The organism is Halomonas sp. HG01 (assembly GCF_000968715.2).
Taxonomy (GTDB): Bacteria; Pseudomonadota; Gammaproteobacteria; order Pseudomonadales; family Halomonadaceae; genus Halomonas; species Halomonas halophila.
This window is the reverse complement of sequence record NZ_CP022134.1, coordinates 24,967-47,386: the sequence shown is the minus strand read 5'-3', so window position 1 is coordinate 47,386 and position 22,420 is coordinate 24,967. Positions and strand designations below refer to the sequence as shown.

The following is a 22,420-nucleotide window of genomic DNA, read 5'->3' as shown; positions in this document are numbered from 1 at the left end:
GCAGGAGATACCGCCAATGACCACACCCTCCCCCAGCCCCGAGATTCTCGCCTTCGGCGAGGCCATGACCCTGTTCGTCGCCGAGGCCGCCGGCGAACTGGCCGAGGTCGAGACCTTCCGACGCCGAATCGCCGGTGCGGACACCAACGTCGCCATCGGCCTGGCGCGACTGGGCTTCGGCGTCGGCTGGCTGAGCCGGGTCGGCGACGACGGCTTCGGCCGCTACATCCGCCACACCCTCGAGGCCGAGGGCCTGGACTGCCGTCACCTGACCGGCGACCCGGACGCCTCCACCGGACTGATCTTCAAGGAACGCGCCCAGGGCGGCGCCGATCCGCACGTCGAATACTTCCGCCGCGGCAGCGCCGCCAGCCGGCTGTCGCCGGAAGATGCCCGGGCGGTGAACTTCGGCGCCGCCCGTCACCTGCACGCCACCGGCATCCCGCCGGCCCTCTCGGCCAGCTGCCGCGAGCTGTCCTGGCACATGCTCGAGCGGGCCCGCCAGGCCGGCGCCAGCATCTCCTTCGACCCCAACCTGCGCCCGTCGCTGTGGGCCAGCGAGGCCGAGATGCGCGACACCCTCAACGCCATGGCCGGCCACGCCGACTGGGTGCTGCCGGGCCTGGCGGAGGGCCGCCGCCTGACCGGGCTGGACACGCCCCACGACATCGCCGGCTTCTACCTCGACCGCGGCGCCCGGGCGGTGATCATCAAGCTGGGCCCGGAAGGCAGCTACTACCGTGGTACGCTCGACGGGCACGAGGAGAGCTTCGAGATTCCCGGCGTGGCCGTCTCCAACGTCGTCGACACCGTGGGCGCCGGCGATGGCTTCGCGGTCGGGGCGATCAGCGCCCTGCTCGACGGCCGCTCGCCGCGTGAGGCCCTGCGGCGCGGCAACCTGATCGGCGCCCTCGCCGTGCAGGTGCCGGGCGATATGGAAGGGCTACCCTCACGCGAACGCCTCACCGAGCTCGAGGCATGACCGACACCCAAGGAGCAAGGAGATGCCCATGTCGAAGCGAATTGCCGTCTATCGCCCTCTTCCCGAAGACCTGCTCGCCGAGCTGAAGCGCGACTTCCACGTCGACGACTTCGGCCATCTGGATGACCTCGACGACCCGGGCTTCCGCGCCGCCCTGGCCGAGGCCCACGGCCTGATCGGCGCCGGCCGCTCGATCACCGCCGAGCTGCTCGATGCCGCCCCGCAGCTGGAGGCGATCTCCAGCGTTTCGGTGGGCGTCGACGCCTATCCGGTCGAGGAACTGGCACGCCGAGGCATCCAGCTGTGCCACACCCCGGACGTGCTCACCGAGACCACCGCCGACACCGGCTTCCTGCTGATCATGGCGACGGCCCGCCGCGCCGTGGAGTTGGCCAACCTCGTTCGTCGCGGCGACTGGCAGGCCAGCATCGGCGAGGCCCACTACGGCAGCGACGTGCACGGCAAGACCCTGGGCATGGTCGGCATGGGGCGTATCGGCGCCGCCATCGCCAGGCGCGGCGCGCTGGGCTTCGGCATGCGCATTCTCTATTCCAACGCCTCGCCGAAGCCGGCGCTCGAGGACGAACTCGGCGCCCGGCGCCGCGAGCTGGACGAACTGCTCGCCGAGGCCGACTTCGTCTGCGTCACCGTGCCGCTGAGCGCCGAGACCGAGCGGCTGATCGGCGAACGCGAGCTCGGCCTGATGCGCGACTCGGCGATCCTGGTCAACATTGCCCGCGGCAAGGTGGTCGACGAGGCGGCGCTGATCGAGGCGCTGGACACCGGACGCATCCGCGCCGCCGGGCTCGACGTCTTCGAGCGCGAGCCACTGCCGGCCGATTCCCCACTGCCCCGCATGGCCAACGTGGTCGCCCTGCCGCACATCGGCTCGGCGACCCACGAGACCCGCTATGACATGGCCAAGCGCGCGGTGGACAACATCCGCCTGGCGTTGTCCGGCGAGCGGCCGCTGAGCCCGTTCAACGAACCGGCCCGCACGCCGGCCTGACTCCATGATCGATCACGAGGACACCATGCCCCAGCCCCTCTGCCTGCTCTTCGATTCCGACGGCACCCTGGTCGACAGCGAGATCCTGCTGGCCGAGGTGATGGCCGAGATCCTGCCGCGCCACGGCCTGCCCTTCACCGCCCGCCAGTACATGGACGAGTTTCGCGGCGTGCGCTTCCTGTCCATCGTGCAGGCACTGGAAGCCCACCACGGCAGCCTCGACGAGGCGCGCCGCCGGTCGGCGGAAGACGAAATGCGGGCACGGATGGAAGCGCGGATGCGCGCGGAGCTGGCCACGATCGACGGCATGCCGGCGGCCCTGGAGGCCCTCGCCGAGCATCCCCGTGCGGTGGTCTCCAACGGCCCGGAGCGCAAGATCCGCTGCGCCATGGAAAGCTCCGGGCTCGGCCACCACTTCGGCGACCGGCTGTTCAGCGCCTACACCCTGGGGGTGTGGAAGCCCGACCCGGCCCTCTACCTCAAGGCCGCCGAGGCCATGGGCCATGCCCCCGAGCACTGCGTGGTGATCGACGATGCCGCGGTGGGCGTGGCGGCCGGCCTGGATGCCGGCATGCGGGTGGTGCACCTGAACCGCCTTCCCGAGGAGGAAACGACGCCGGAAGGCGCCGTGTCCATCGGCCACGCCAGCGAGCTGCCGGCGGCAATCGCCCGGCTGGCCGCCGGCACGACGCCGGCTCCCTGAGACTCCCTCACTCCGCGAGACGACGACGCCCCCGCCGGCACACTAGCGGGGACATCACCTGTCGAGCCAGTCTCCTTCAGCTGGTCAACGAACGCACCCCCAGCTCCACCCCGCGCAGCTCGGCCAGCCCCTTGAGGCGCCCGTAGAGCGGGTACCCCGGGGCGGTATCGCGGTGCTGATCGTCGAGGATGTGATGGCCATGGTCGGGGCGCAGCGGCAGCCGCGGGCCGCCTTCGCGTTCGCGACGACGCTCCTCGGCGACGAGCGCCCGGACCACGCCGACCATGTCCACGTCCCCGCCCAGATGCGGAGCCTCGTGAAAGGAGCGCGAGTCCGGTGCCTCGCGCTGCGTGGAGCGCAGGTGAGCGAAGTAGATATTCTGCGCGAAGCGTTCGGCCATGCCCACCAGGTCGATATCGGCGCTGACGCCGTAGGAGCCGGTGCAAAGCGTCAGCCCGTTGGCCGGACTCGGCACCCGCTCGAGCAGCCACTGGGCGTCCTCGGGGTCGGACACCACCCGAGGGAGACCGAACAGCTGCCGGGGAGGGTCGTCGGGGTGAATCGCCAGGCGTACGCCTACCTCTTCGGCCACCGGAACGATGGCCTCCAGGAAGTCGCCCAGATGCTCGCGCAGCCGCTCGGCATCGATCTCGGCATACTCCGCCAGCACACCCCGGAACTGCTCGAGCGTGTAGTGCTCCTCGGCGCCGGGCAGCCCGGCGATGATGGTGTCTTTCAGGCGCGCTCGCCCGGCCTCGTCGAGGTCGTCGAAATACGCCCTCGCCTCGGTCTTCTCGGCATCGGAGTACTCGGCCTCGGCGCCGGGGCGCGCCAGCAGGTAGAGGTCGAAGGCAGCGAAGGCGACCTGATCGAAGCGCAGCGCCAGTCCGCCGTCCGGCAGGCGCCAGCTCAGGTCGGTGCGCGTCCAGTCGAGCACCGGCATGAAGTTGTAGCAGACGGTGTCGATGCCACAGGCCGCCAGATTGCGCAGCGTCTGCTGGTAGGCGGCGATATGGGCGTCACGCTCCGGCAACCCCTTCTTGATGTCCTCGTGTACCGGCACGCTCTCGACCACCGACCAGGACAGGCCGGCGGCCTCGATCATTCGCTTGCGCTCTTCAATGGCCTCCACCGGCCAGACCTCGCCGTTGGGAATCTCGTGCAGCGCGGTGACGATGCCGGTCGCACCGGTCTGGCGAATCTCGTCGAGGGTGATGGGGTCCGCGGGGCCGAACCAGCGCCAGGTATGTTCCATGGGAGTGTCCTCTCGATCAGGCCCGTCCGAGGGCGTCCAGCGCCCCGGCCAGCCCCTGTTGTGTCAGATCGGTGTAGGCGGCGGTGACGGCGGCGACGAAACGCGGCTCGGCCGCCAGCGCCGGCGGGAAAACGTCTTCCACGGCCATGAAGGCGGAAACGAGACCGGCGATGTCATCGCCATGACGCACATGCAGCGCCGCCAGGCGGTCGGCCAGCGGGTCGTCCACGGCGTGGGGGGTGCCGGCCAGGTCTGTGCCGGCCGTGTAGCGAATCCAGGCGGCCACACCGAGCGCCGTGCAGGCCACGTCTCGCCCGACGGCAAGGTGGATCTCGGCACCACTCAGCCAGCGTTGGGGCAGCTTCTGGGAACCGTCCATGGCGATCTGCTGCAGACGGTGGTGCAGGCTGTCGTTGGCGAAGCGGGCCAGCAGCTGCTCGGCGTAGGCGTCGAGGTCCGTGCCCTCGGGCATGGCGAGGGTCGAGGCGGCCTCGTCGAGCATGTAGCGGCGCAGCAGCGACGTCAGATCCTCGCGGCCCACGGCCTCGGCCACCGTCTCGATGCCACCCAGCGCGCCCAGGTAGGCGAGCAGGGAATGACTGCCGTTGAGCATCCGCAGCTTCATGGTCTCGAAGGGGGCCACGTCGGCCACCATCTCCACGCCGTCCGCGGCCCAGTCGGGACGCCCTTGGGGGAAGTCGTCCTCGACCACCCACTGACTGAACGACTCGCCGACCACGGCGTTGCGATCCTCGATGCCGAGCACTGCCAGGCGCGAGAAGTCGGCCTCGGTCATGGCCGGCACGATGCGGTCGACCATGCTGCACGGGAAGGCGACCTCGTCCGCGATCCAGTCGGCCAGCCCGGCATCGCGCCGCGCCGCCAGCGCCATCACGGCGGCCCGGGTGCGCTTGCCGTTGTCGGGCATGTTGTCACAGCTGAGCACCGTGAACGGCGCCTGCCCTGCCGCATGACGTCGCGCCAGCGCCTCGACCAGCAGCCCCGGCGCGGTACGCGGCGCCTCGGGATGAGCGATATCGGCGGCCACCAGCGGGTCGTCGACCAGCAGCTCGCCGCTGGCCGGGCTCAGGAAATAGCCCTTCTCGGTCACCGTCAGGGTGACGATGCGGGTCTCGGGGGACGCCATGCGCTCGAGCAGCGTCTCGACGTCGCGCCCCCAGCGGCCGTTCTCGTCCTTGCCGGTGAACAGCGTCTCCTCGATCACGCCGATCTCGCGCACGGTGACATGCTCGCTGTCGGCGTATTCGGCCACGTGATAGCGATGGCCGGCCTCGCGCAGGGCATCGACCAGCGCCACGCTGGCACGCAGGTTGGCGCTGCTCACGCCCCAGGCGTCATCGCCGGTACGCTGGCGATAGCGCTCCAGGTAGACCGCCTGGTGGGCGCGGTGGAAGGCGCCCAGGCCCAGATGGACCATGCCGATTCGAACCCTGCCGGCACTGGCCGGCAGCCGTTTGACACTCTGCATCATGCTCTCCATGTCAGGGGCGCGGCCTTACGGGCCGAGGATCAGGTTGGGCAGCCACATCGAGATGGCCGGCACGTAGGCCACCAGCAGCAGCACGGCAAGGTTGCAGATCAGGAACGGCAGGATCGCCCGGGCCACGGTCAGCACCTGCAGGTTGCCGATCCCCGAGACCACGAACAGGCAGACGCCCACCGGTGGTGTGGTGAGGCCGATCATCAGGTTGAGCACCGCCATCACCGCGAAGTGCACCGGGTCCATGCCCACCCCGGTCGCCACGCCCAGCAGCGCCGGGAAGAGGATGATCAGCGCAGCGATCGTCTCCATGAAGGCGCCGACGCACAACATGATCAGGTTGAGGATCAGGATCACCACCAGCGGATTCTCGCTGATCGCCAGGATGCCGGACGCGACCATCTGGGGAATCTGCTCGCTGGTCAGGATCCAGCCGAACAGGTTGGCCAGCCCCACCAGCAGCAGCAGTGCGGAAGAGGTCAGCACGGTGTCGGTGAGGATGGCCGGCAGCTTGCGCCAGGAGAGCCCCTTGTAGACGTACATGCCGACCACCAGCGCATAGAGGCTGGCGACGATGGAGGCCTCGGTGGGCGTGAAGAAACCGCCGATGATGCCGTAGAGAATGATGGCGGTCATCAGCAGCGCCCAGAAGGCGGTGCGCCCCTCGCGCACCAGCTGCAGCAGGGATACCCGCTTCTCCTTGGGATAGCCGCGGCGAATGGCCAGCAGGTAGACAGTGACCATCATCGCCACGCCCAGCAGGATGCCCGGGATGGCGCCGGCCAGGAACATGCGGCCGACCGAGACGCCGGTCAGCGAGCCGGCGATGATCATCGGCACGCTGGGCGGGATGATCGGCCCGATGGTCGAGGAGGCCGCAGTGACGGCGGCCGAGAACGGCTTGTCGTAGCCGGCCTTCGACATGCCGGGAATCATCACCGAGCCGATGCTGGCGGCATCCGCCACGGCCGTGCCCGAGATGCCGCCGAAGATCATCGAGCCGCCGACGTTGGCCAGGCCCAGGCCGCCGCGGATGTGGCCGACGAGGGCGTTGGAGAAACGCACGATGTGCTCGGTGATGTTGCCGACGTTCATCAGGTTCCCGGCCAGCACGAAACCGGGAATACACAACAGCACGAAAGTGTCGATTCCCGAGTAGAGGCGCTGCGGCACGATGGTCAGCGGAATCCCCGCCAGCAGCAGATAGCTCAGCGAGGCGATGCCCAGCGAGAAGGCGATCGGCACCCCGACCAGCAGCAGCACCAGGAAGACGGCGAACAGCGCGATCACTTCCATCACGGGGTCTCCGTATCGGCGTGGGAGGCCGGGTGCCAGGCACCCCAAAGGCCTTCGATGACACCGATGGCGCTATACAACAGGACCAGCCCGAACAGCACCACGGTGGAGAAGAAAATGTAGAGCATGGGCACCCTCAGGGTCGGCGAGGTCTGCCAGGTGCCATTGGCGGCGTACTGCCAGGCGTAGGGCAGCACGATCAGGGCGAAGCCCCCCACCAGCAGGCATACCAGCACCTGGTAGATCGCCCGCCCGCGCGGCCCCATCCAGTGATGGAAGAGCTCCACGTTGACGTTGCGGCGCCGGCGGATCACCACGCCGGCGGAGAGGGCGACCATGTAGATGAACAGGTAACGCGACAGTTCTTCGGTCCAGGCCGGCGAGGAAGGCAGCGCCAGACGCCCGACGACCTGCAGCAGCACGGTGGCGGCGATGCCCACCAGTGCCAGTGTCGCGAGGAAGGTGAACAGGGTATCGAGCCAGCCGATCACACGACCGGCCAGGCCCGGCAGGCGTGGCACCGCCGACAGGGCGTCGAGCTCCTCGACGGCCCGCTGCTCGGAAGCATCCATGGGTACACCTCTCGGGGGTGATCGGCCACCCCGATGGCAACAGGAAGGAAGTGGCGGGCACCGAAGTGCCCGCCCCGTACTTTAGAGGTCCTGAATCGCGTCGTAGAGCGCACGCTGCTCGTCGTTCAGCGCCTCGAGCACCGCCGGGCGCGCCTTCTCGGCGAAGGCCTCGGTGTCAACCTCGACGAACTCCATGCCGCGCTCCTCCAGGCTCTGGCGCAGACGCTCCTGGTCCGTCGCGAACAGGTCGGCTTCGTAGGCCTGCATCTCCTGGGCGGCATCACGCACGACCTGCTGCAAGTCGTCGGGCATCGCCTCGAGCTGGTTCCTGCCGATCACCACGTAGATCCAGCTGCGCACGTGGCCAGTGAGGTTCACGTAGTCCTGCACCTCATCGAAGCTGGCGCTCTCGATCAGGCTCAGCGGGTTCTCCTGGGCCTGTATGGTGCTCTGCTGCAGCGCGGTGAAGACCTCGCTGAAGGCCATCGGCGTCGGCCGCGCGCCCAGCGCCTCCCAGGCGTCGACGAACAGCGGCACGTTGGGCACCCGCAGGCGGATGCCGTCCAGATCCTCGGGCGAGGTGATCGGACGGTTGCTGGTCAGCTCGCGCGGGCCGCGCTCGAACCAGGCCAGCGGCACCAGGTTGGCGCGTTCGGTGATCTGAGCCTCGATCTGGTCGCCGATATCCCCTTCCACGGCCTGCCTGAGGTGCTCGGAGTCGCGGAAGGCATAGGGCACGGCCATCATCGCCGCCTTGGGCGCCCAGTTCTGCAGGCTCTCGCCGGTGATGGTCATGTCGGCGGTGCCCAGCTGGATGCTGTTGATGACGTCCATCTCGGCGCCGAGCTGCTCGTTGGGATAGACCTGAACCTCGATCTGCCCGTCGGAGTTCTCCTCGACCAGTTCCTTGAACTTGAGGGCCGCCTGGTTCCAGATGTGCTGCTCGTTGGCCAGATGGCCGAACTTCAGGGTGTAGTCGGCGGCGAGGCTGGCCTGGCTGCCGAGCAGGGCGGCGCCGAGGACGGCGCTGGTGACGAGTCGCTTGAACATGGCGTGTTCTCCTGGCACTTGCTGTTGTGTGTTGTTGGCTGGATGGCGCGAGTGCAGCCCTCAGGCACCGATCTCGATCAGTACCTTGCGGGCACTTTCGGGATGATGATCGATCATCTCGATGGCCCCGGGCATGTCGTCGAAGGGCAGGCGATGGCTCACCAGCGCCAGCGGATCGAGTCGCCCGGATGCCATCAGCTCGATCACTTCCGGAAACTTGCGGTTGTTGAGTCGCGAGCCGACCAGGGTCAGCTCCTTCTTGATCACCTCCAGCTGCACCAGATCGCTGGGCGTCGGGTTGAAGCCAAGCAGCCCGATGCGGCCCGCCGGCGACGCCATGCGCAGCATCTGCGGCAGCAGGGCCGGCACGCAGGCGGCATCGGCGATCAGCGGCATGCCTTCACCGCCGGTCAGCGCCTCGACCTCGGCCTCGACGTCCTGCTCGGCGCCGTTGAGGGTTCGGGTGGCGCCCAGCTCGCGAGCGGTCTCCAGGCGAGCGTCGATGACGTCGCTGACGGTGATGTCCTCGATGCCCTGGGCGCGAGCCACCTGCAGAATGGTCAGGCCGATCACGCCGGCCCCGAGAATCAGCAGGCGATCGCCCGGATGCGGCTGCATGCGACTCAGCACGTTGGCGGCGATGGTATAGGGTTCGACCAGCGCCGCGGCATCCAGCCCGAGCCCCTCGGGCAGGCGATGGACGTTGCCGGCCGGCACGTTGACCCGCTCCTCGAAGCCGCCGTTGCGATGCACGCCGATCACTTCCAGCGCGGTGCAGACATTGGGACGGCCGATGCGGCAGGGATAGCACTCGCCGCAGCTGATCACCGGATCGATACACACCCGGTCGCCGACGGCCACGCCCTCGACACCCTCGCCCACCGCCTCGACCAGCCCGGCGAACTCGTGGCCGGTGATCCGCGGGAAACGCACGAAGGCGTTGTCACCGTGGATGATGTGCATGTCGGAGCCGCAGATCCCGGCGAAGGCCACCTTCACCTGGACCTCGCCCGCGGCCACCGCGGGGGCTTCGGCCTCGACCAGCCGGTAGTCCTGGGGCGCGTTTACCTGAAAGGCTTTCATCGATTCACCTCGTTACCAGTGCCACAGCGTGCCGTCCTCGAGCCGGTTGACCGGCAGGCTGGCACGGCGATAGGGATATTGGGCGGCCGCGTCCTCGTCGATATCGACGCCGTGTCCAGGCGTCTCGCCGACGATGAAGTGGCCATCCTCGAAACGGTAGTCGTGGGGAAAGACCTCGTTGGTCACGTCCGCATGAGGCATGTACTCCTGGATGCCGAAGTTGGGCACCCAGGTATCGAAGTGGATCGCCGCCCCCAGGCAGACCGGCGACAGATCGGTCGGGCCGTGGAAGCCGGTGCGCACGTGATAGAGCCCGGCCAGGTCGGCCAGCCGCCGCATGTGGGTGATGCCGCCGGCATGGGTCAGGGTCGCCCGGATATAGTCGATCCACTGGTTCTCGATCAGCGCCTTGGCATCGAAGAGGCTGTTGAAGACCTCGCCCACCGCCAGCGGCGTGGTGGTGTGCTGGCGGATCAGGCCGAAGCTCTCCTGGTTCTCGGCCGGCACGCAGTCCTCGAGCCAGAACAGGTGGTAGGGCTCGACCTCCTTGCCCAGTCGCGCCGCCTCGATGGGCGTCAGTCGGTGGTGGACGTCGTGCAGCACGTGCAGGTCATCGCCGAAGCGCTCGCGCACGGCGGCGAACAGCTTGGGCACGTGGTTGAGATACTTGGCGGTGCTCCAGACGTGCTCGGCCGGCAGGTCGGCATCGGCGGGCTCGTAGCGCTCGCCGGGGCGCTTGGCCACGCCGTAGATGCTGGCGATCCCCGGCACGCCGGCCTGCACGCGAACCGCGCGATAGCCCTGCTCGACGTGGCGCGCGACCTCCTCGAGGCAGGACTCGATGTCCTTGCCGGTGGCGTGGCCGTAGACCATCACTCGCTCGCGACTCTTGCCGCCCAGCAGCTGGTACAGCGGCATCCCGGCGACCTTGGCCTTGATATCCCACAGCGCCATGTCGACGGCGGCGATGGCGGTCATGGTCACCGGACCGCGGCGCCAGTAGGCACCGCGATAGAGGTAGTGCCAGATGTCCTCGATGCGCTGGGGATCGCGGCCGATCAGGGCCGGAATCACGTGTTCCTCGAGATAGGCCACCACCGCCTGCTCGCGGCCGTTGAGGGTGGCATCACCAATGCCGTAGACGCCCTCGTCGGTAACGATCTTGAGGGTGACGAAGTTGCGCCCCGGTGCGGTGACGATGGTATAGGCCCGTTCGATCTTCATGCCTGGCTCTCCTCGACAAGCGGTGGTATCAGGGCGGACTGGAACATTTCGGGGAATCGGCTCACGAGGTCGGGCAGCGACTGCAGGATCTCGCACTGGTGAACACGCATCGCCTCGGCGGCCGCGTCGGCATCGCGTCGCTCGATTGCATCGACGATCGCCTGGTGCTGGGCGATCAGCTTGTCGAGCGGCGTGCTCTCGGGAACGCTCAGATAGCGCACGCGATCGAGCTGCGCCTTGACCTCCTCGGCCACCTTCCAGGCGGTCTGCTGCCCGGCCCCCAGCGACAGGGTGCGATGGAACTCTTCATCCAGCAGGAAGAAGCGATCGTGATCCGCCGGCTCGATGCACCGGCGCTGTCGCGCGATCAGCTCGTGCAGCTCCGCCAGGGTGCGATCACTCAGCCCCTTGCTGGCGGCCTCTCGTGCCACGGCCACCTCGACCGCCTCGCGCACGAAACGGGCCTCGAGAACGGCCTGCTGCGAAATCTTGACCACGAAGGTGCCACGCTGGGGGCGCACCTCGACCAGTCCGGCCTCCGACAGCCGGATGAAGGCCTCGCGGACGGGCTGACGACTGACCGAAAAGGTCTCGGCCAGCTCCTTCTCCGACAGCGCCTGCCCCGGCGCCAGCACCATGCGGATGATCGACTGCCGCAGCACCGTGTAGAGCCGCTGGCGCACCGCCCCCTCGTCGCGCATCTCCTGCCACAGCGCCTGCAATGTCGTGTTCATGACGTCACCCCGTTATCGGCACGGCCATGGGCCCTCGCCTTTTCGATGCAACTAGTATGGTAGTATGGCAGGAGAGCGAAAAGCGCTTCGTTATTAGACATTGGTGTCATGCGCCATCGGCAAAGGGAGACCCACGTGGAACGCGCCAGCTATGCCGGAACCGACTATCGAAAGGCACTCAACATCGAGGACCTGGCACGGATCGCCCGCCGCAGACTGCCCCATTTTGTCCATGAGTATCTCGAGGGCGGTGCCGACGATGAACGCACGCTGGATCGCAACCGCCGGGTGTTCGACGATTACCGGTTCGAACCGAAAACCCTGACGCGCGTCGGCCCCCGGGACCTGTCCACCACCCTGCTGGGCCGGCAACATGCCCTGCCTCTGGTGATCGGACCGACCGGCTACAACGGCATGATGACGAAGAACGGCGACCTGAAGCTGGCCGCGGCGGCGTCCGCTGCGAACATCCCCTTCGTGCTCAGCAACGTGGCCACCACCTCGCTGGAGGAGATCGCCGACGTCGAAGACCTCAGGGCCTGGATGCAGATCTACTTCTATCGCGACCGCGACTACGTCAGGAAACTGGTCGAACGCTGCCGAACGGCGCGATACGAGACGCTCGTGGTCACCACCGACAGCGCCATCTACGGCAACCGGGAGTGGGACCTGCGCAACTTCCGCAAGCCCATGCAGCCCACGCTGCGCAATCTCCTGCATCTGCTGACCCGCCCGCGCTGGATCGCCGACGTGCTGATCCCCGACGGCATGCCCACCTTCAAGAACCTCGGCGACCTGCTGCCGCCCGGCAAGCAGAGCGTGCAGGGCGCCTCGGCCATCATCGGCCAGCAGCTGGACCCTTCCCTCAACTGGGACGATATCGCCTGGCTGCGCGATCACTGGCAGGGCAAGCTGATCGTCAAGGGCATCCTGGCGCCGGCCGAGGCCGAGCAGGCCGCGACACTCGGCGTCGACGGGGTGGTACTCTCCAATCATGGGGGGCGCCAGCTCGATAGCGCCTGCTCGCCGCTGGAGGTGCTGCCCGACGCCAGAAAGGCCGTCGGCGAACGCTGCCAGCTGTTCATCGACAGCGGCTTCCGGCGTGGCACGGATATCGTCAAGGCGCTGGCCCTGGGGGCCGATGCGGTCTGGCTGGGGCGAGCGACGCTGTACGGCCTGGCCGCCGGCGGCCAGGCCGGCGTCGCGCATGCCCTCGACCTGCTGCGCGGAGAAGTGGACCGGACGATCGGCTTGCTGGGGCTGAACCAGGCCTCCGAGCTCGGCCCCGAGGTCCTCGGGCCCGACCGTCGGCACACATGAGCCGACGCGCAAGGCCCGCCCGCATCGACCGCCGCCGCCGGGCCTCGTATCATCTGGGGCCCGCATCCATTGCCGAGGAGGCCCCATGGCATCTTTCCAGGACCAGCTGCGTGGCCTGGTCTACTCCACCGAACACGGCGACACCTGCCCCGAGTGCCGCCAGCCCGTCGACGACTGCCGCTGCGCCGAGGCCGCCGAAGAGGAGCGCCTGGCGGGCCTGGACGGCATCGTGCGCCTACGCCGCGAGACCAAGGGCCGCAAGGGCAAGGGCGTGACCCTGGTCGATGGCGTGCCGCTCAAGGCCGACGAGCTCAAGACCCTGGCCAAGGAGCTCAAGAAACGCTGCGGCACCGGCGGCGCCCTGAAGGACGGCGTGATCGAGATTCAAGGCGACCAGCGCGAGGTGCTCAAGGGCGAGCTGGAGAAGCGAGGGTTCAAGGTCAGGCTGGCCGGCGGCTAGGCCCTTCCTTCAGCGTCTCGACCAGCGCGGCCAGCCCGGCCTCGGCGACGGCCGTGACCTTGAGCGTATAGAGGTCATCGGCGCGGGTGAGTCCGAGGTTCAGACAGGCCAGTGGCTTGCCGGCCCGGGCGGCTTCGCGGGCGAAGCGGAAGCCCGAGTAGACCATCAGCGACGAGCCCACCACCAGCAGCCCGTCGGCCTCCTCCAGCAACGCGAAGGCCTCGTCCACGCGGGGGCGAGGCACGCTGTCGCCGAAGAACACCACGTCCGGCTTCCAGATGCCGTCACCGCAGCGGGTGCAGTCCGGCACACTGAAGCCCGCGAAGTCCGCTTCCAGGTCGGCATCGCCATCCGGACCGGCCCGGGCGCCGGTGTCGAGCCAGTCGGGATTGTGGCGGGCCAGCTCGGCATGCAGATCATGGCGCATGCGTGTCGCCCCGCAGCCCATGCAGCGCACCAGGTCGGCCCGGCCATGCAGCTCGATCACCCGACGCGAGCCGGCGCGGCGATGCAGGCCGTCGACGTTCTGGGTGATGATGCCGATCACCCGCCCTTCGGCCTCGAGCCACGCCAGGGCATCATGGGCCTCGTTGGGGCGCGCCTCCTGAAGCGTGCGGAAGCCGATCAGCGCCCGCGCCCAATAGCGCTGCCGGGCGGCCTGGCTGCCCATGAAGACGCCATGCTGCATCGGCGGCGAGCGCTTCCAGTCGCCGCCGTCGTCGCGATAGTCGGGGATGCCGCTGGCCGTGCTGACGCCGGCCCCGGTCAGCACGGCCAGGCGCGGCGTGCTCGCCACGAAAGCCGCCAGGGCCTCGAGATCGGCGCCGAGCGGCGCCTGACGATCGCTCATGTCACTCCTCGCTTCTCGGCATGCGCGCCGAGCATGGCCTCGGGGCGCCGATCCTGTCTACAATAGACGGGATCCCCCACGGGCAAGGACTCCCGATGGCCTGGCTGGAATACCTGATTCCCCTCATCTTCCTGTTTCCTCTGGCGGCGACCGCGGTGATCGTGGTCGGGCTGCGAAATCTGCACGACGCCCGGGTCAGCTCGCCCTTCGACGCCCACCCGCTGCGCGAGCCGGGCCAGTCGCTGCGCGACCGTCTGGACCGCGCCTTCGCCGGCCTGTTCCTCAACGGCGCCCTGGGCCCGATCGTGATCATGACGCCGCTGGTCTACGGCATGGGGCGCATGCTGTTCTCCGACGAACCGGAATGGGTCGAATGGACCCTCTACGGCGCGCTCTCCACGCTGCTGGTGCTGATCTTCTGCTTCCGACTGATCCGCGACTTCCAGCGCATCCGCCGCCTCAAGCTGGGGCTGGCCTGCGAACTGGCGGTGGGCCAGGAGCTCGAGCGACTGATCCGCCCCGAGTCACACCCCTACGTCATCTTCCACGACGTGCCCGCCGAAGGCGACACGCTCGATCACGTGGCGATCACGCCCCATGGCGTGTTCGCCGTCGAGACCTGGGCCCGCAGCCCGACGGTGCGCCCCTCTGGCGAGGAGGACAACCGCGTCACGGTCGAACACGCTCGCCTGCGCTTCCCGGGCTGGATCGAGCGACGCCCGCTGCGCGACACCCGCCGCGCCGCGCGCTGGCTGGCCGAATGGCTGGAGCAAGAGCTGGGCCAACCGGTGCCGGTGCAGGGCGTGCTGGCCCTGCCTGGCTGGCAGATCGAGCACCCCGAGGCCGCCGATGACCTGCTGGTGGTCAGCGGCGATGCCCTGGCCGAGCGGCTGCCCGAGCGGCGTCTGGATGCCCTCGACGACGCCACCCGCGAGGCGGTGATCGCCGCGATCCACCGCCGCGCCCCGCACTGAGGGATGGCCGTCAGTCGAAATCGGCGATCCTGACCCGCGTCGCGCAGCGCCCGCGGCCGAGCCGTACCAGGCTGTCGGCCGACGGGAAGCGGTCGAGGGCCTCGGCATCGATGCCGATACGCACCTCGGTCAGCAGCCGGTTGCCGCGCCCGCGGCACTCCAGGCGCAGCGCCCGCCCCCGGCCCTCGCCGAAAGCCGCCTCGAAGGCATCGATCAGGGCGTTGCGCCCCACCACGCCGCCACGATGCAGCGCCACGAAGTCGCCGAAGGCGCTGTCGTTCACTGCCTCAAGCAGCTCGAGCGAGGTCGCGAACAGCGCTTCCTCGGGCAGCGCCAGGCAGGCCGCGTGCTTGGCGTACTGGTAGCGATCCAGGCAGCTCGCCCGCCCCGGCATGGCACGATCCAGCCGCCGCCCGAGGGCGTCCGGCAGCGCCAGCGGCGCATGGGCGCGGCAGAAACCGCCGTCCGGCCGTGGCGTTTCCAGGAAGCATCCCTGGCGCCACCAGTCACGACGCGTGACCCCGCGCTCGCGGAAGTCGTCGGGCAGCGAGGCCCAGAGCCCGTGCAGCACGAAGCTGTCGTCCGCCCCGCGCCGCAGCCGGGCCTCCCGGCACTCTCGTGGCGGCCGCGAGCGACTGGCGCAGAAGCCGGGATGCCAGGTCAGCGCCAAGGTGTAGTGATCGACACCGTCCAGCGCCAGTGGCGATGACGCCGAGGCCGGCAGGGCCGAGGTCACGGCCAGCCAGCCGCCCAGCAGCCCCATCAGCAGCACCTTCTTCGGCCGCCAATACGGTCTAGCACGCTTCACTGTCGTGCGCTCCTCCTCATCATGCCTGCCTCGGGGATGCCCGAGGGCCGATAACGCTTGCCAGAACCATGAAGGCGGATAATAATTCGCCGCCTTCGCAGGAGATGGCCTTTTCATCACCATGAAACTCATCACGTTCGACGTTTTTCGCACCCTGGGGATTCCCGGGGTGCGCTATATCAAGCCGGAACGCATGTACGATCACCTGGAGGAGATCCGTCAGGCGGACTGGCTGCTGTTCCCTGAATACTGGCAGGTCAATGCCCTGGCCTACGGGCTCGGCGCGCGCATCTTCCCGAGTCTGGCCAGCTACCACCTGGGCCACGACAAGGTCCAGCAGACCCGCGCCTTCCTGGCACTGTGCCCCGAGCACGTGCCGCCCACCGAGATTCGCGGCACCTCCCGCGCCGCTCTCGACCACATCGAGGCGCGCTTCGGCTACCCCTTCATCGCCAAGCGCATCAAGAGCGCCATGGGCGAGGGCGTACGGCTGATCGCGTCGCGCCAGGATCTCGACGACCACGTCGCCGAGGAGCCGGTGCTGTATGCCCAGGCGCGGCTGCCGATCGACCGTGACCTGCGCATCGTGCTGGTCGGCGGCGAGGTGATCGCCGCCTACTGGCGGATCACGCCGCTCGAGGGCTATCGCGCCAACGTCAGCCAGGGCGGACGAATCGACCACGCGGCGATTCCCGAGGCGGCCATCGGTCTGGCCCGCCGCCTGGCCCGCGAGCTCGACATCGACCACGCCGGCTTCGACATCGCCATGGTCGACGGGCATCCCTACGTGTTCGAGTTCAACCGCCTGTTCGGCAACCAGGGCATCGCCAACAGCAGCCGGCGCATCGGCGACGCCATCCGCCGCGTCATCGGCCTGGACGACGACGATCGCGATCCTGACGGGGAGCCGCCGCTGCAGCTGACGGCCTGAACCGGCGCCGCAGAGGCCCGCCGCTCAGTCGCCCCTGAGCCGCCCGCCCATCTCCTGAGCCAGATCCACCGCGTAGTGGTCGGTCATGCCGCCGATGAAGTCGAGCATGCGCCGGTAGCTGTCGTAGAGCGACCAGGAGGGGCGCGGGGTGTTCTCGCCGATCAGCGCCAGCACCCGCTGGTGCTTGAAGGTCGAGCCGCCGGTGTGGTGCAGCTCGTGGGCGGCGCCGATGAAGGCCTCCAGCAGGATGCCCAGCGTGGTGTAGGCGCCGATCTCCAGCTTGGCCTTGCGTTCGTTGCGGAAGATGCGCTCCCGCGCCAGCTGCTTGGCCGTCTTCACCCCCCAGTCCAGGTCCGGGTGGCACAGCTCGAGCAGGTCGTGGCGCAGCCGGCCGCCGAGCAGCTCGGCCTCGTGCTGGACGAACGCTCCGGCCACCTCGGTCACCGCCCGCTCCATGGCCGCCCCGCGCAGCGCGGCGATCCGCCGCCGCTGGGACACGCCCTCCTCGCGCATGGTCGCGAAGTCGCCGGGCTCGCCGCCGGCGATCTGGGTCAGGATGCCGGCCACCTCGTCGAAACCGAGGATGCCCATCTCCAGGCCGTCCTCCAGGTCGAGCAGCGCGTAGCAGATGTCGTCGGCGGCCTCGACCAGCCAGGCCAGCGGATGCCGGCTCCAGCGGTTCTCGCCCTGGGGCAGCAGCCCCAGCCGCTCGGCCACCTCGGTCAGCAGATGGGCCTCGCTCTGGTAGCAGCCGAACTTGCCGGCGCTGCCGCCGTGCTCTACGGTCCAGGGATACTTGAGCAGGGTGCCCAGCGTCGCCGCGGTCAGGCGCATGCCACCGCGGAACTGGTTGTATTCGATCTGGGTGACGATGCGAAAGCCCTGGGCGTTGCCCTCGTAGGTCAGCAGGTCGGCGCGCTCGGCGTCGGACAGCCCCTCCAGCAGCCCGCTGCCGTCGCTCTCGGCGCGCTTGAACCAGTCGCGGATCGCGTACTCCCCGGCGTGGCCGAAGGGCGGGTTGCCGATGTCGTGGCCCAGGCAGGCGGCCTGGACGATCACGCCGAGATCGGCCGGCGTGATGTCCTCGGGCAGCCGGTGGCGCAGCCCCTCGCCGACGCTCATGCCCAGCGAGCGCCCTACGCAGCCGACCTCCAGCGAGTGGGTCAAGCGGGTGTGGATATGATCGTTGTCGGTCAGCGGGTGCACCTGGGTCTTGCGCCCCAGGCGGCGGAAGGAGCCGGCGAAGACGATGCGGTCGTGGTCCTTGTGGAAGGGGCTGCGGCCGATCTCGTCGCGGGACGTGCCGCGCCGGTCATGGAGCCGGGCCGGGTCGAGCAGCCGCTCCCAGGTCATCTGCGTCATGGGCGTTCCTCCTTGAGGCCTTCATTCTGGCACCGGGAGGCACGCCACCCAAGCCGCCGGCGCGGCTTTCGCTTTCCGTCAGACCAGCCGGCGCTTGACCAGCAGCGCATAGATCAGCCCGGCGCACAGCAGGGTCGCGGCGAAGACATAGATGCCGATCGAGATCCCGCTGCTCCACAGGATGCTCCAGTCGCCGCCGGTGATCGACATCGCCCGCCGCAGGTTGAACTCCATCTGCCCACCCAGCAGCAGCCCCAGCACCACCGGCACGGTGGGAATCTCGAGCTTGCGCAGCACATAGCCGAGCACGCCGAAGGCCAGCATCATGAAGAGGTCGAAGGGGCTGTTGTTGAGCGAATAGACCCCCACGAAGGCCACCAGCACCACCATCGGCATCAGGAACCAGGAGGGCGCCTGCAGCACCTTGGCGAACAGCCCCACCAGCGGGATGTTGAGCACCAGCAGCATGACGTTGCCGATGAACAGCGCCGCCACCAGGCCCCAGACCATGTCCGGCTGCTGCTCGAACAGCAGCGGCCCGGGGGTGATGTTCATCGACAGCAGCAGCGCCAGCAGGATGGCGGTGGTGCCGCTGCCGGGGATGCCCAGCGACAGCATGGGGATCAGCGCCCCGCCGGCGGCGGCGTTGTTGCCCGCCTCCGGGGCCGCCACGCCGCGGGGGTCGCCGCGACCGAAGTCGCCCTTGTCGCCCCAGCGGCGCTTCTCCAGCGAATAGGACAGGAAGCTGCCGAGCGAGGCGCCGGCGCCGGGCAGCACACCGGCGATGAAGCCGATCAGCGAGCCGCGGCCGATGGTCGAAGCGCAGCTTTTCGAGCGCCGCATGCCCGGCACGGCCGAGCCGAGCCGCACGGGCGTGATCTCCAGGCGATGATCACGCTCCAGGAACAGCAGGCACTCGGAGATGGCGAACAGCCCGATCAGCGCCACCAGATAGTCGATGCCGTCATAGAGCTCATACCAGCCGAAGGTGTAGCGCGCCACGCTGCTGACGGGATCGATCCCCACCGTGCCGAGCAGCAGGCCCAGGCAGGCGGCGATGAAACTCTTGGTGAAGCTGCCGGAGGTCACCCCGCCGATGGTGGCGAAGGCCAGCATGAACAGCGCGAAGTACTCGGCGGGCCCGAAGCGGATCGCCACCTTGACCAGCAGCGGCGCGAACAGCGTCAGGCCGATGGTGGCGATGGTCGCCCCGGCGAAGGAGGCCACGGCGGACAGCCCCAGCGCCTCGCCGCCGCGGCCGGCGCGCGCCATCGGGTAGCCGTCGAGGGTCGTCATCATCGCCGGCTCGTCGCCGGGAATGTTGAGCACGATGGAGCTGATGCGGCCGCCATACATGCAGCCGTAATACACGCTGACCAGCAGGATCAGCGCCGCGGTGGGCGCCAGCCCGAAGTTGAACGCCAGCGGGATCATCAGCGCCACGCCGTTCACCGGCCCCAGCCCTGGCAGGGCGCCGATCAGGGTACCGACGGTGCAGCCGATCAGCGCCAGCAGCAGATGTTCGGGCTGCAGCGCCACCGCGAACCCGTGCACGAGGAAGTCGAGAATATCCATGACGTATCGCTACCCACTCCAGCCGGGCGTGTCGGGCAGCGGAATGCCCAGGGCGAATTCGAACAGCACGTACAGCGCAAACCCGAGCAGCGCACCATACGGCAGGGCCTGACGCCATCGGGCACCGAACAGGCGCATCAGCAGCACCGTGGCCAGCAGCGTCGCCGGCACGAAGCCCAGCGGCTCGAGCACGATGGCATAGCAGCCCAGCAGCAGCAGCATGCCGAGCTGGCGCACCAGCGCCGCCTTCTCTGGCCAGCGCTGATTGATGCCGGGGCGCGCGATCAGGTACAGCGACAGCACGCCCAGCGGCACGCTGACCAGCCGGGGGAAGACCCCCGGCCCCACCGGCTGCATGAAACCGGTGACGAAGGTATGCGAGTGCCACCAGGCGCCCAGCGCCAGCAGTGCCAGCGCCGCCCCGGCGATGCGGTCGCCCAGGGCGGCATGGCGAATCGGCGGGGCTTCGCTCACTGGATGACTCCGATCTCGCGGGAGATGGCCTCGACGCTGTCGATCGACTCGCGCACGAAGTCGCTGAACTCGTCGCCGCCGCGCCACAGCGGCACCAGGCCGTTCTGCGCCGCGACCGCCTTCCACTCGTCGCTTTCATAAAGGGCATGGAGGGTCTCGACCATGGCCGCGTAATCGTCGTCCGAGACCTCGCCACCGGTATAGAAACCGCGCCAGTTGTAACCGGTCACGTCGTAGCCCTGGGAGACGGCCGTCGGCAGCGCGTCGAACGGCTCGGGCAGCGGCTCGTCGGAGAGCACCGCCAGCACCCGCACGTCGCCGGACTCGATGAAGCCGGCGATCTCGCCCAAGTCGGTGGAGACCGCATCCACGTGACCACCCATCATCTGGGTCACGGCCGGCCCGCCGCCGTCGAACTGCACCCAGCGTAGCGCGCCGATGCGATCCCCCGGCAGCCCCGCGGCCTTGGCCAGCATCAGCGCGCGGATATGGTCCCAGCCGCCGGCGCCGCTGGAGCCGGACATCACCACCGAGGTGGGGTCGGCAACGATCGCCTCGAGCAGCTGGTCGAGGGTCTGATAGGCGCTCTCGTCATCGACCAGGATCACCCCAACGTCGGTGCCGAGCATCCCCAGCCAGCGCATGGTGTCGGCGTCGCCCGGGTAGCGCCCCTGGGCGATCTGGGTCATGCCCACGGTGCTGGTGGCCACCATCAGATCGCTGTCGTCGGCACGCTTGCCGGCCACGTTGGAGAACGCCACGGCGCCCACGCCGCCCGGCATGTTGGTCACCTGGACGTTGCCGTCGACCAGGTCCAGCTCGCGCAGCAGCTGGCCCACCGAGCGGCAGGTGAAGTCCCAGCCGCCACCGGGGTCGGCCGGGGCGATGCACTCGTCGATGGCCAGCGCCTGGCCGGCAAGGCCGCCCGTCAGGCCCAGCCCCAGCAGGGTGTAGGCCATCAGGCGGCGGGGTGTCATGGAAGTGATCGGCATGTCGTCGCTCCTGGTCCTTGTTGTTGTCGTGCTGCTGTGCCTGCCCCGCAGGGGCGGTTCAGATGACGCCCTTGTCGCGCAGCGCCCCGCGCTCGGCGGCCGCCAACCCCAGCGCGGCGAGGATCTCCTCGGTGTGCTCGCCGAGCTCCGGCACCGGGTGGTGGATGGCCGCCGGGGCCTCGGACATCTTCACCGGGAAGCCGGTGGTCGGCACCTTGCCGCGCTCGCCCTGGTCGAGCTCCAGCGCCATCTGCTGCTCGCGGACCTGCGGGTCCTCGAACGTCTCGTGCAGGTCGTAAACTCGGCCGCAGGGCACCCCGGCCTCGTTGAAGTGCTCGATCCACTCCGCCACGCTGCGCCGCGCGATCTCGCGGTCGAGGATCTCGCGCAGCGCCTCGCGGTTGTCCATGCGGCGGCGGTTGTCGAGGAAGCGCTCGTCCTCCAGCAGTTCCAGCATGTCGAGCGCGCCGAGGAAGCGCTCGACCATGGTGTCGTTGCTCGGCGCGATGGCGACCTCGCCGTCGCTGGCCTGGAACAAGCCGTAGGGGTAGAGCATGGGATGGTCGTTGCCGGTGCGTTTCGGCACCTCGCCGGTGGCGAAGTACTCCGCCGCCAGATACCCCATCATGCTGATCAGGCCGTTGGTCAGCGCGGTCTCGACGATATCGCCCTGGCCGGTGCGCTCGCGACGCACCAGCGCCGCGCTGATGCCGAAGGCCAGGTTCTGGCTGGCGACCATGTCGCTGATCGGCGGCGCGGCCCGCATGGGCTCGCCGCTCTCGTGGCCGTTCACGCCCATGAAACCGCTCATCGCCTGGGCGATGAAGTCGTAGGCCGGACGATCTCGATACGGGCCACTGGAGCCGAAGCCGTTGATGCGCCCCACCACCAGGTGCGGGAAGCGCTCGCGCAGCACCTCGTCGCTGAAGCCCATCCTGGCCATGACACCGGGGCGAAAGTTCTCCACCAGCACGTCGGCGTCTTCCAGCAGCCGGCTCAGCACGGCCTTGCCCTCCTCCTGGCGCAGGTCCAGGGTCAGGGAACGCTTGTTGCGGTTGAACTGGGCGAAGTACCAGCTGAAGCCGTTCACCATGTTGCCCTGGGAGCGCACGATATCCCCGCGGCCTGGAGGCTCGACCTTGATCACCTCGGCGCCGTGATCGCCCAGTATCTGGGTGCAGAAGGGACCCGAGATCACGCGAGTCAGGTCGATGACGCGGATGCCCTGCAGGGAACCCGAAGAAGACGTGGCGGAGTCGAGCATG

General features: G+C 68.9%; 22 protein-coding genes. 7 read left to right on the top strand and 15 right to left on the bottom strand.

Annotated elements, in window-relative coordinates:
- Window positions 1–16: 16 nt before the first annotated feature.
- Genes UN84_RS00210 through UN84_RS00200 form a run of 3 tightly spaced genes read left to right on the top strand, consistent with a single transcriptional unit; the run spans window position 17 to window position 2,694 of the window.
- Window positions 17–982 carry a sugar kinase gene (locus UN84_RS00210; RefSeq protein ID WP_046078482.1) on the top strand — a complete coding sequence of 322 codons (966 nt, stop codon included), beginning with the start codon at window positions 17–19 and terminating at the stop codon, window positions 980–982.
- Between the two features lie 28 nt (window positions 983–1,010).
- Window positions 1,011–1,991, top strand: a complete 981-nt coding sequence (locus UN84_RS00205; protein WP_046078514.1) for a 2-hydroxyacid dehydrogenase — start codon at window positions 1,011–1,013, stop codon at window positions 1,989–1,991.
- 25 nt (window positions 1,992–2,016) lie between these two features.
- Entirely contained in the window at window positions 2,017–2,694 is a 678-nt protein-coding gene (locus UN84_RS00200) for an HAD family hydrolase (RefSeq protein ID WP_046078515.1), read from the top strand.
- Window positions 2,695–2,770: 76 nt separating this feature from the next.
- On the opposite strand, the gene uxuA is transcribed toward UN84_RS00200, so the two are convergent.
- The 8 genes from uxuA to UN84_RS00160 all read right to left on the bottom strand — a co-directional run bounded on the left by uxuA (window position 2,771) and on the right by UN84_RS00160 (window position 11,409).
- A complete protein-coding gene (uxuA, locus tag UN84_RS00195; RefSeq protein WP_046078483.1) occupies window positions 2,771–3,949 on the bottom strand; it encodes a mannonate dehydratase in 1,179 nt (392 codons plus the stop codon).
- 16 nt (window positions 3,950–3,965) lie between these two features.
- The gene (locus UN84_RS00190; RefSeq protein ID WP_046078484.1) at window positions 3,966–5,438 is read right to left on the bottom strand and encodes a mannitol dehydrogenase family protein; all 1,473 of its coding nucleotides are present in this window, start codon (window positions 5,436–5,438) and stop codon (window positions 3,966–3,968) included.
- A gap of 27 nt (window positions 5,439–5,465) precedes the next feature.
- Complete coding sequence (locus UN84_RS00185) at window positions 5,466–6,746, bottom strand: TRAP transporter large permease (RefSeq protein WP_046078485.1); 1,281 nt, start codon at window positions 6,744–6,746, stop codon at window positions 5,466–5,468.
- Entirely contained in the window at window positions 6,746–7,318 is a 573-nt protein-coding gene (locus UN84_RS00180) for a TRAP transporter small permease (protein ID WP_046078486.1), read from the bottom strand. Before UN84_RS00180 ends, UN84_RS00185 begins: the two co-directional genes overlap by 1 nt.
- A gap of 81 nt (window positions 7,319–7,399) precedes the next feature.
- Window positions 7,400–8,368: a TRAP transporter substrate-binding protein gene (locus UN84_RS00175; RefSeq protein ID WP_046078487.1), complete on the bottom strand. Its 969-nt coding sequence runs from the start codon at window positions 8,366–8,368 to the stop codon at window positions 7,400–7,402.
- A gap of 60 nt (window positions 8,369–8,428) precedes the next feature.
- Entirely contained in the window at window positions 8,429–9,451 is a 1,023-nt protein-coding gene (locus UN84_RS00170; protein WP_046078488.1) for a Zn-dependent oxidoreductase, read from the bottom strand.
- Window positions 9,452–9,463: 12 nt separating this feature from the next.
- Window positions 9,464–10,675: a D-mannonate dehydratase ManD gene (gene manD, locus UN84_RS00165; protein WP_046078489.1), complete on the bottom strand. Its 1,212-nt coding sequence runs from the start codon at window positions 10,673–10,675 to the stop codon at window positions 9,464–9,466.
- Window positions 10,672–11,409 (bottom strand): GntR family transcriptional regulator, encoded by a 738-nt coding sequence (locus UN84_RS00160; RefSeq protein ID WP_046078490.1) that lies wholly within the window; start codon window positions 11,407–11,409, stop codon window positions 10,672–10,674. Before UN84_RS00160 ends, manD begins: the two co-directional genes overlap by 4 nt.
- Before the next feature lie 135 nt (window positions 11,410–11,544).
- Here UN84_RS00160 and UN84_RS00155 point away from each other — a divergent pair, with 135 nt between their 5' ends.
- On the top strand, window positions 11,545–12,729 hold the full coding sequence (locus UN84_RS00155) for an alpha-hydroxy acid oxidase (protein ID WP_046078491.1): 1,185 nt from the start codon (window positions 11,545–11,547) through the stop codon (window positions 12,727–12,729).
- Between the two features lie 85 nt (window positions 12,730–12,814).
- Complete coding sequence (locus UN84_RS00150) at window positions 12,815–13,189, top strand: translation initiation factor Sui1 (RefSeq protein ID WP_046078492.1); 375 nt, start codon at window positions 12,815–12,817, stop codon at window positions 13,187–13,189.
- On the opposite strand, the gene UN84_RS00145 is transcribed toward UN84_RS00150, so the two are convergent.
- Complete coding sequence (locus tag UN84_RS00145) at window positions 13,170–14,039, bottom strand: NAD-dependent protein deacetylase (protein WP_046078493.1); 870 nt, start codon at window positions 14,037–14,039, stop codon at window positions 13,170–13,172. The two genes, UN84_RS00150 and UN84_RS00145, sit on opposite strands and share 20 nt — an antisense overlap.
- Window positions 14,040–14,134: 95 nt before the next feature.
- Between UN84_RS00145 and UN84_RS00140 the strand changes: the two genes are divergently transcribed.
- Window positions 14,135–15,013, top strand: a complete 879-nt coding sequence (locus UN84_RS00140) for a nuclease-related domain-containing protein (RefSeq protein WP_046078494.1) — start codon at window positions 14,135–14,137, stop codon at window positions 15,011–15,013.
- A gap of 10 nt (window positions 15,014–15,023) precedes the next feature.
- On the opposite strand, the gene UN84_RS00135 is transcribed toward UN84_RS00140, so the two are convergent.
- A complete protein-coding gene (locus tag UN84_RS00135) occupies window positions 15,024–15,821 on the bottom strand; it encodes a ribonuclease T2 family protein (protein WP_237022340.1) in 798 nt (265 codons plus the stop codon).
- Between the two features lie 121 nt (window positions 15,822–15,942).
- On the opposite strand from UN84_RS00135, the gene UN84_RS00130 reads away from it, so the two are divergent.
- Window positions 15,943–16,752 carry an ATP-grasp domain-containing protein gene (locus tag UN84_RS00130; RefSeq protein WP_046078496.1) on the top strand — a complete coding sequence of 270 codons (810 nt, stop codon included), beginning with the start codon at window positions 15,943–15,945 and terminating at the stop codon, window positions 16,750–16,752.
- A gap of 24 nt (window positions 16,753–16,776) precedes the next feature.
- On the opposite strand, the gene UN84_RS00125 is transcribed toward UN84_RS00130, so the two are convergent.
- The 5 genes from UN84_RS00125 to UN84_RS00105 form a co-directional block, all read right to left on the bottom strand.
- Window positions 16,777–18,114, bottom strand: coding sequence for a deoxyguanosinetriphosphate triphosphohydrolase (locus UN84_RS00125; RefSeq protein ID WP_046078497.1), 1,338 nt, complete (start codon window positions 18,112–18,114; stop codon window positions 16,777–16,779).
- A 78-nt stretch (window positions 18,115–18,192) separates the two neighbouring features.
- Window positions 18,193–19,689: a tripartite tricarboxylate transporter permease gene (locus UN84_RS00120; RefSeq protein ID WP_046078498.1), complete on the bottom strand. Its 1,497-nt coding sequence runs from the start codon at window positions 19,687–19,689 to the stop codon at window positions 18,193–18,195.
- Window positions 19,690–19,698: 9 nt separating this feature from the next.
- On the bottom strand, window positions 19,699–20,163 hold the full coding sequence (locus UN84_RS00115) for a tripartite tricarboxylate transporter TctB family protein (RefSeq protein ID WP_052719306.1): 465 nt from the start codon (window positions 20,161–20,163) through the stop codon (window positions 19,699–19,701).
- Window positions 20,160–21,155 carry a Bug family tripartite tricarboxylate transporter substrate binding protein gene (locus tag UN84_RS00110; protein WP_046078499.1) on the bottom strand — a complete coding sequence of 332 codons (996 nt, stop codon included), beginning with the start codon at window positions 21,153–21,155 and terminating at the stop codon, window positions 20,160–20,162. Before UN84_RS00110 ends, UN84_RS00115 begins: the two co-directional genes overlap by 4 nt.
- Window positions 21,156–21,213: 58 nt before the next feature.
- Window positions 21,214–22,419, bottom strand: a complete 1,206-nt coding sequence (locus UN84_RS00105; RefSeq protein ID WP_046078500.1) for a CaiB/BaiF CoA transferase family protein — start codon at window positions 22,417–22,419, stop codon at window positions 21,214–21,216.
- Window position 22,420: the final 1 nt, after the last annotated feature.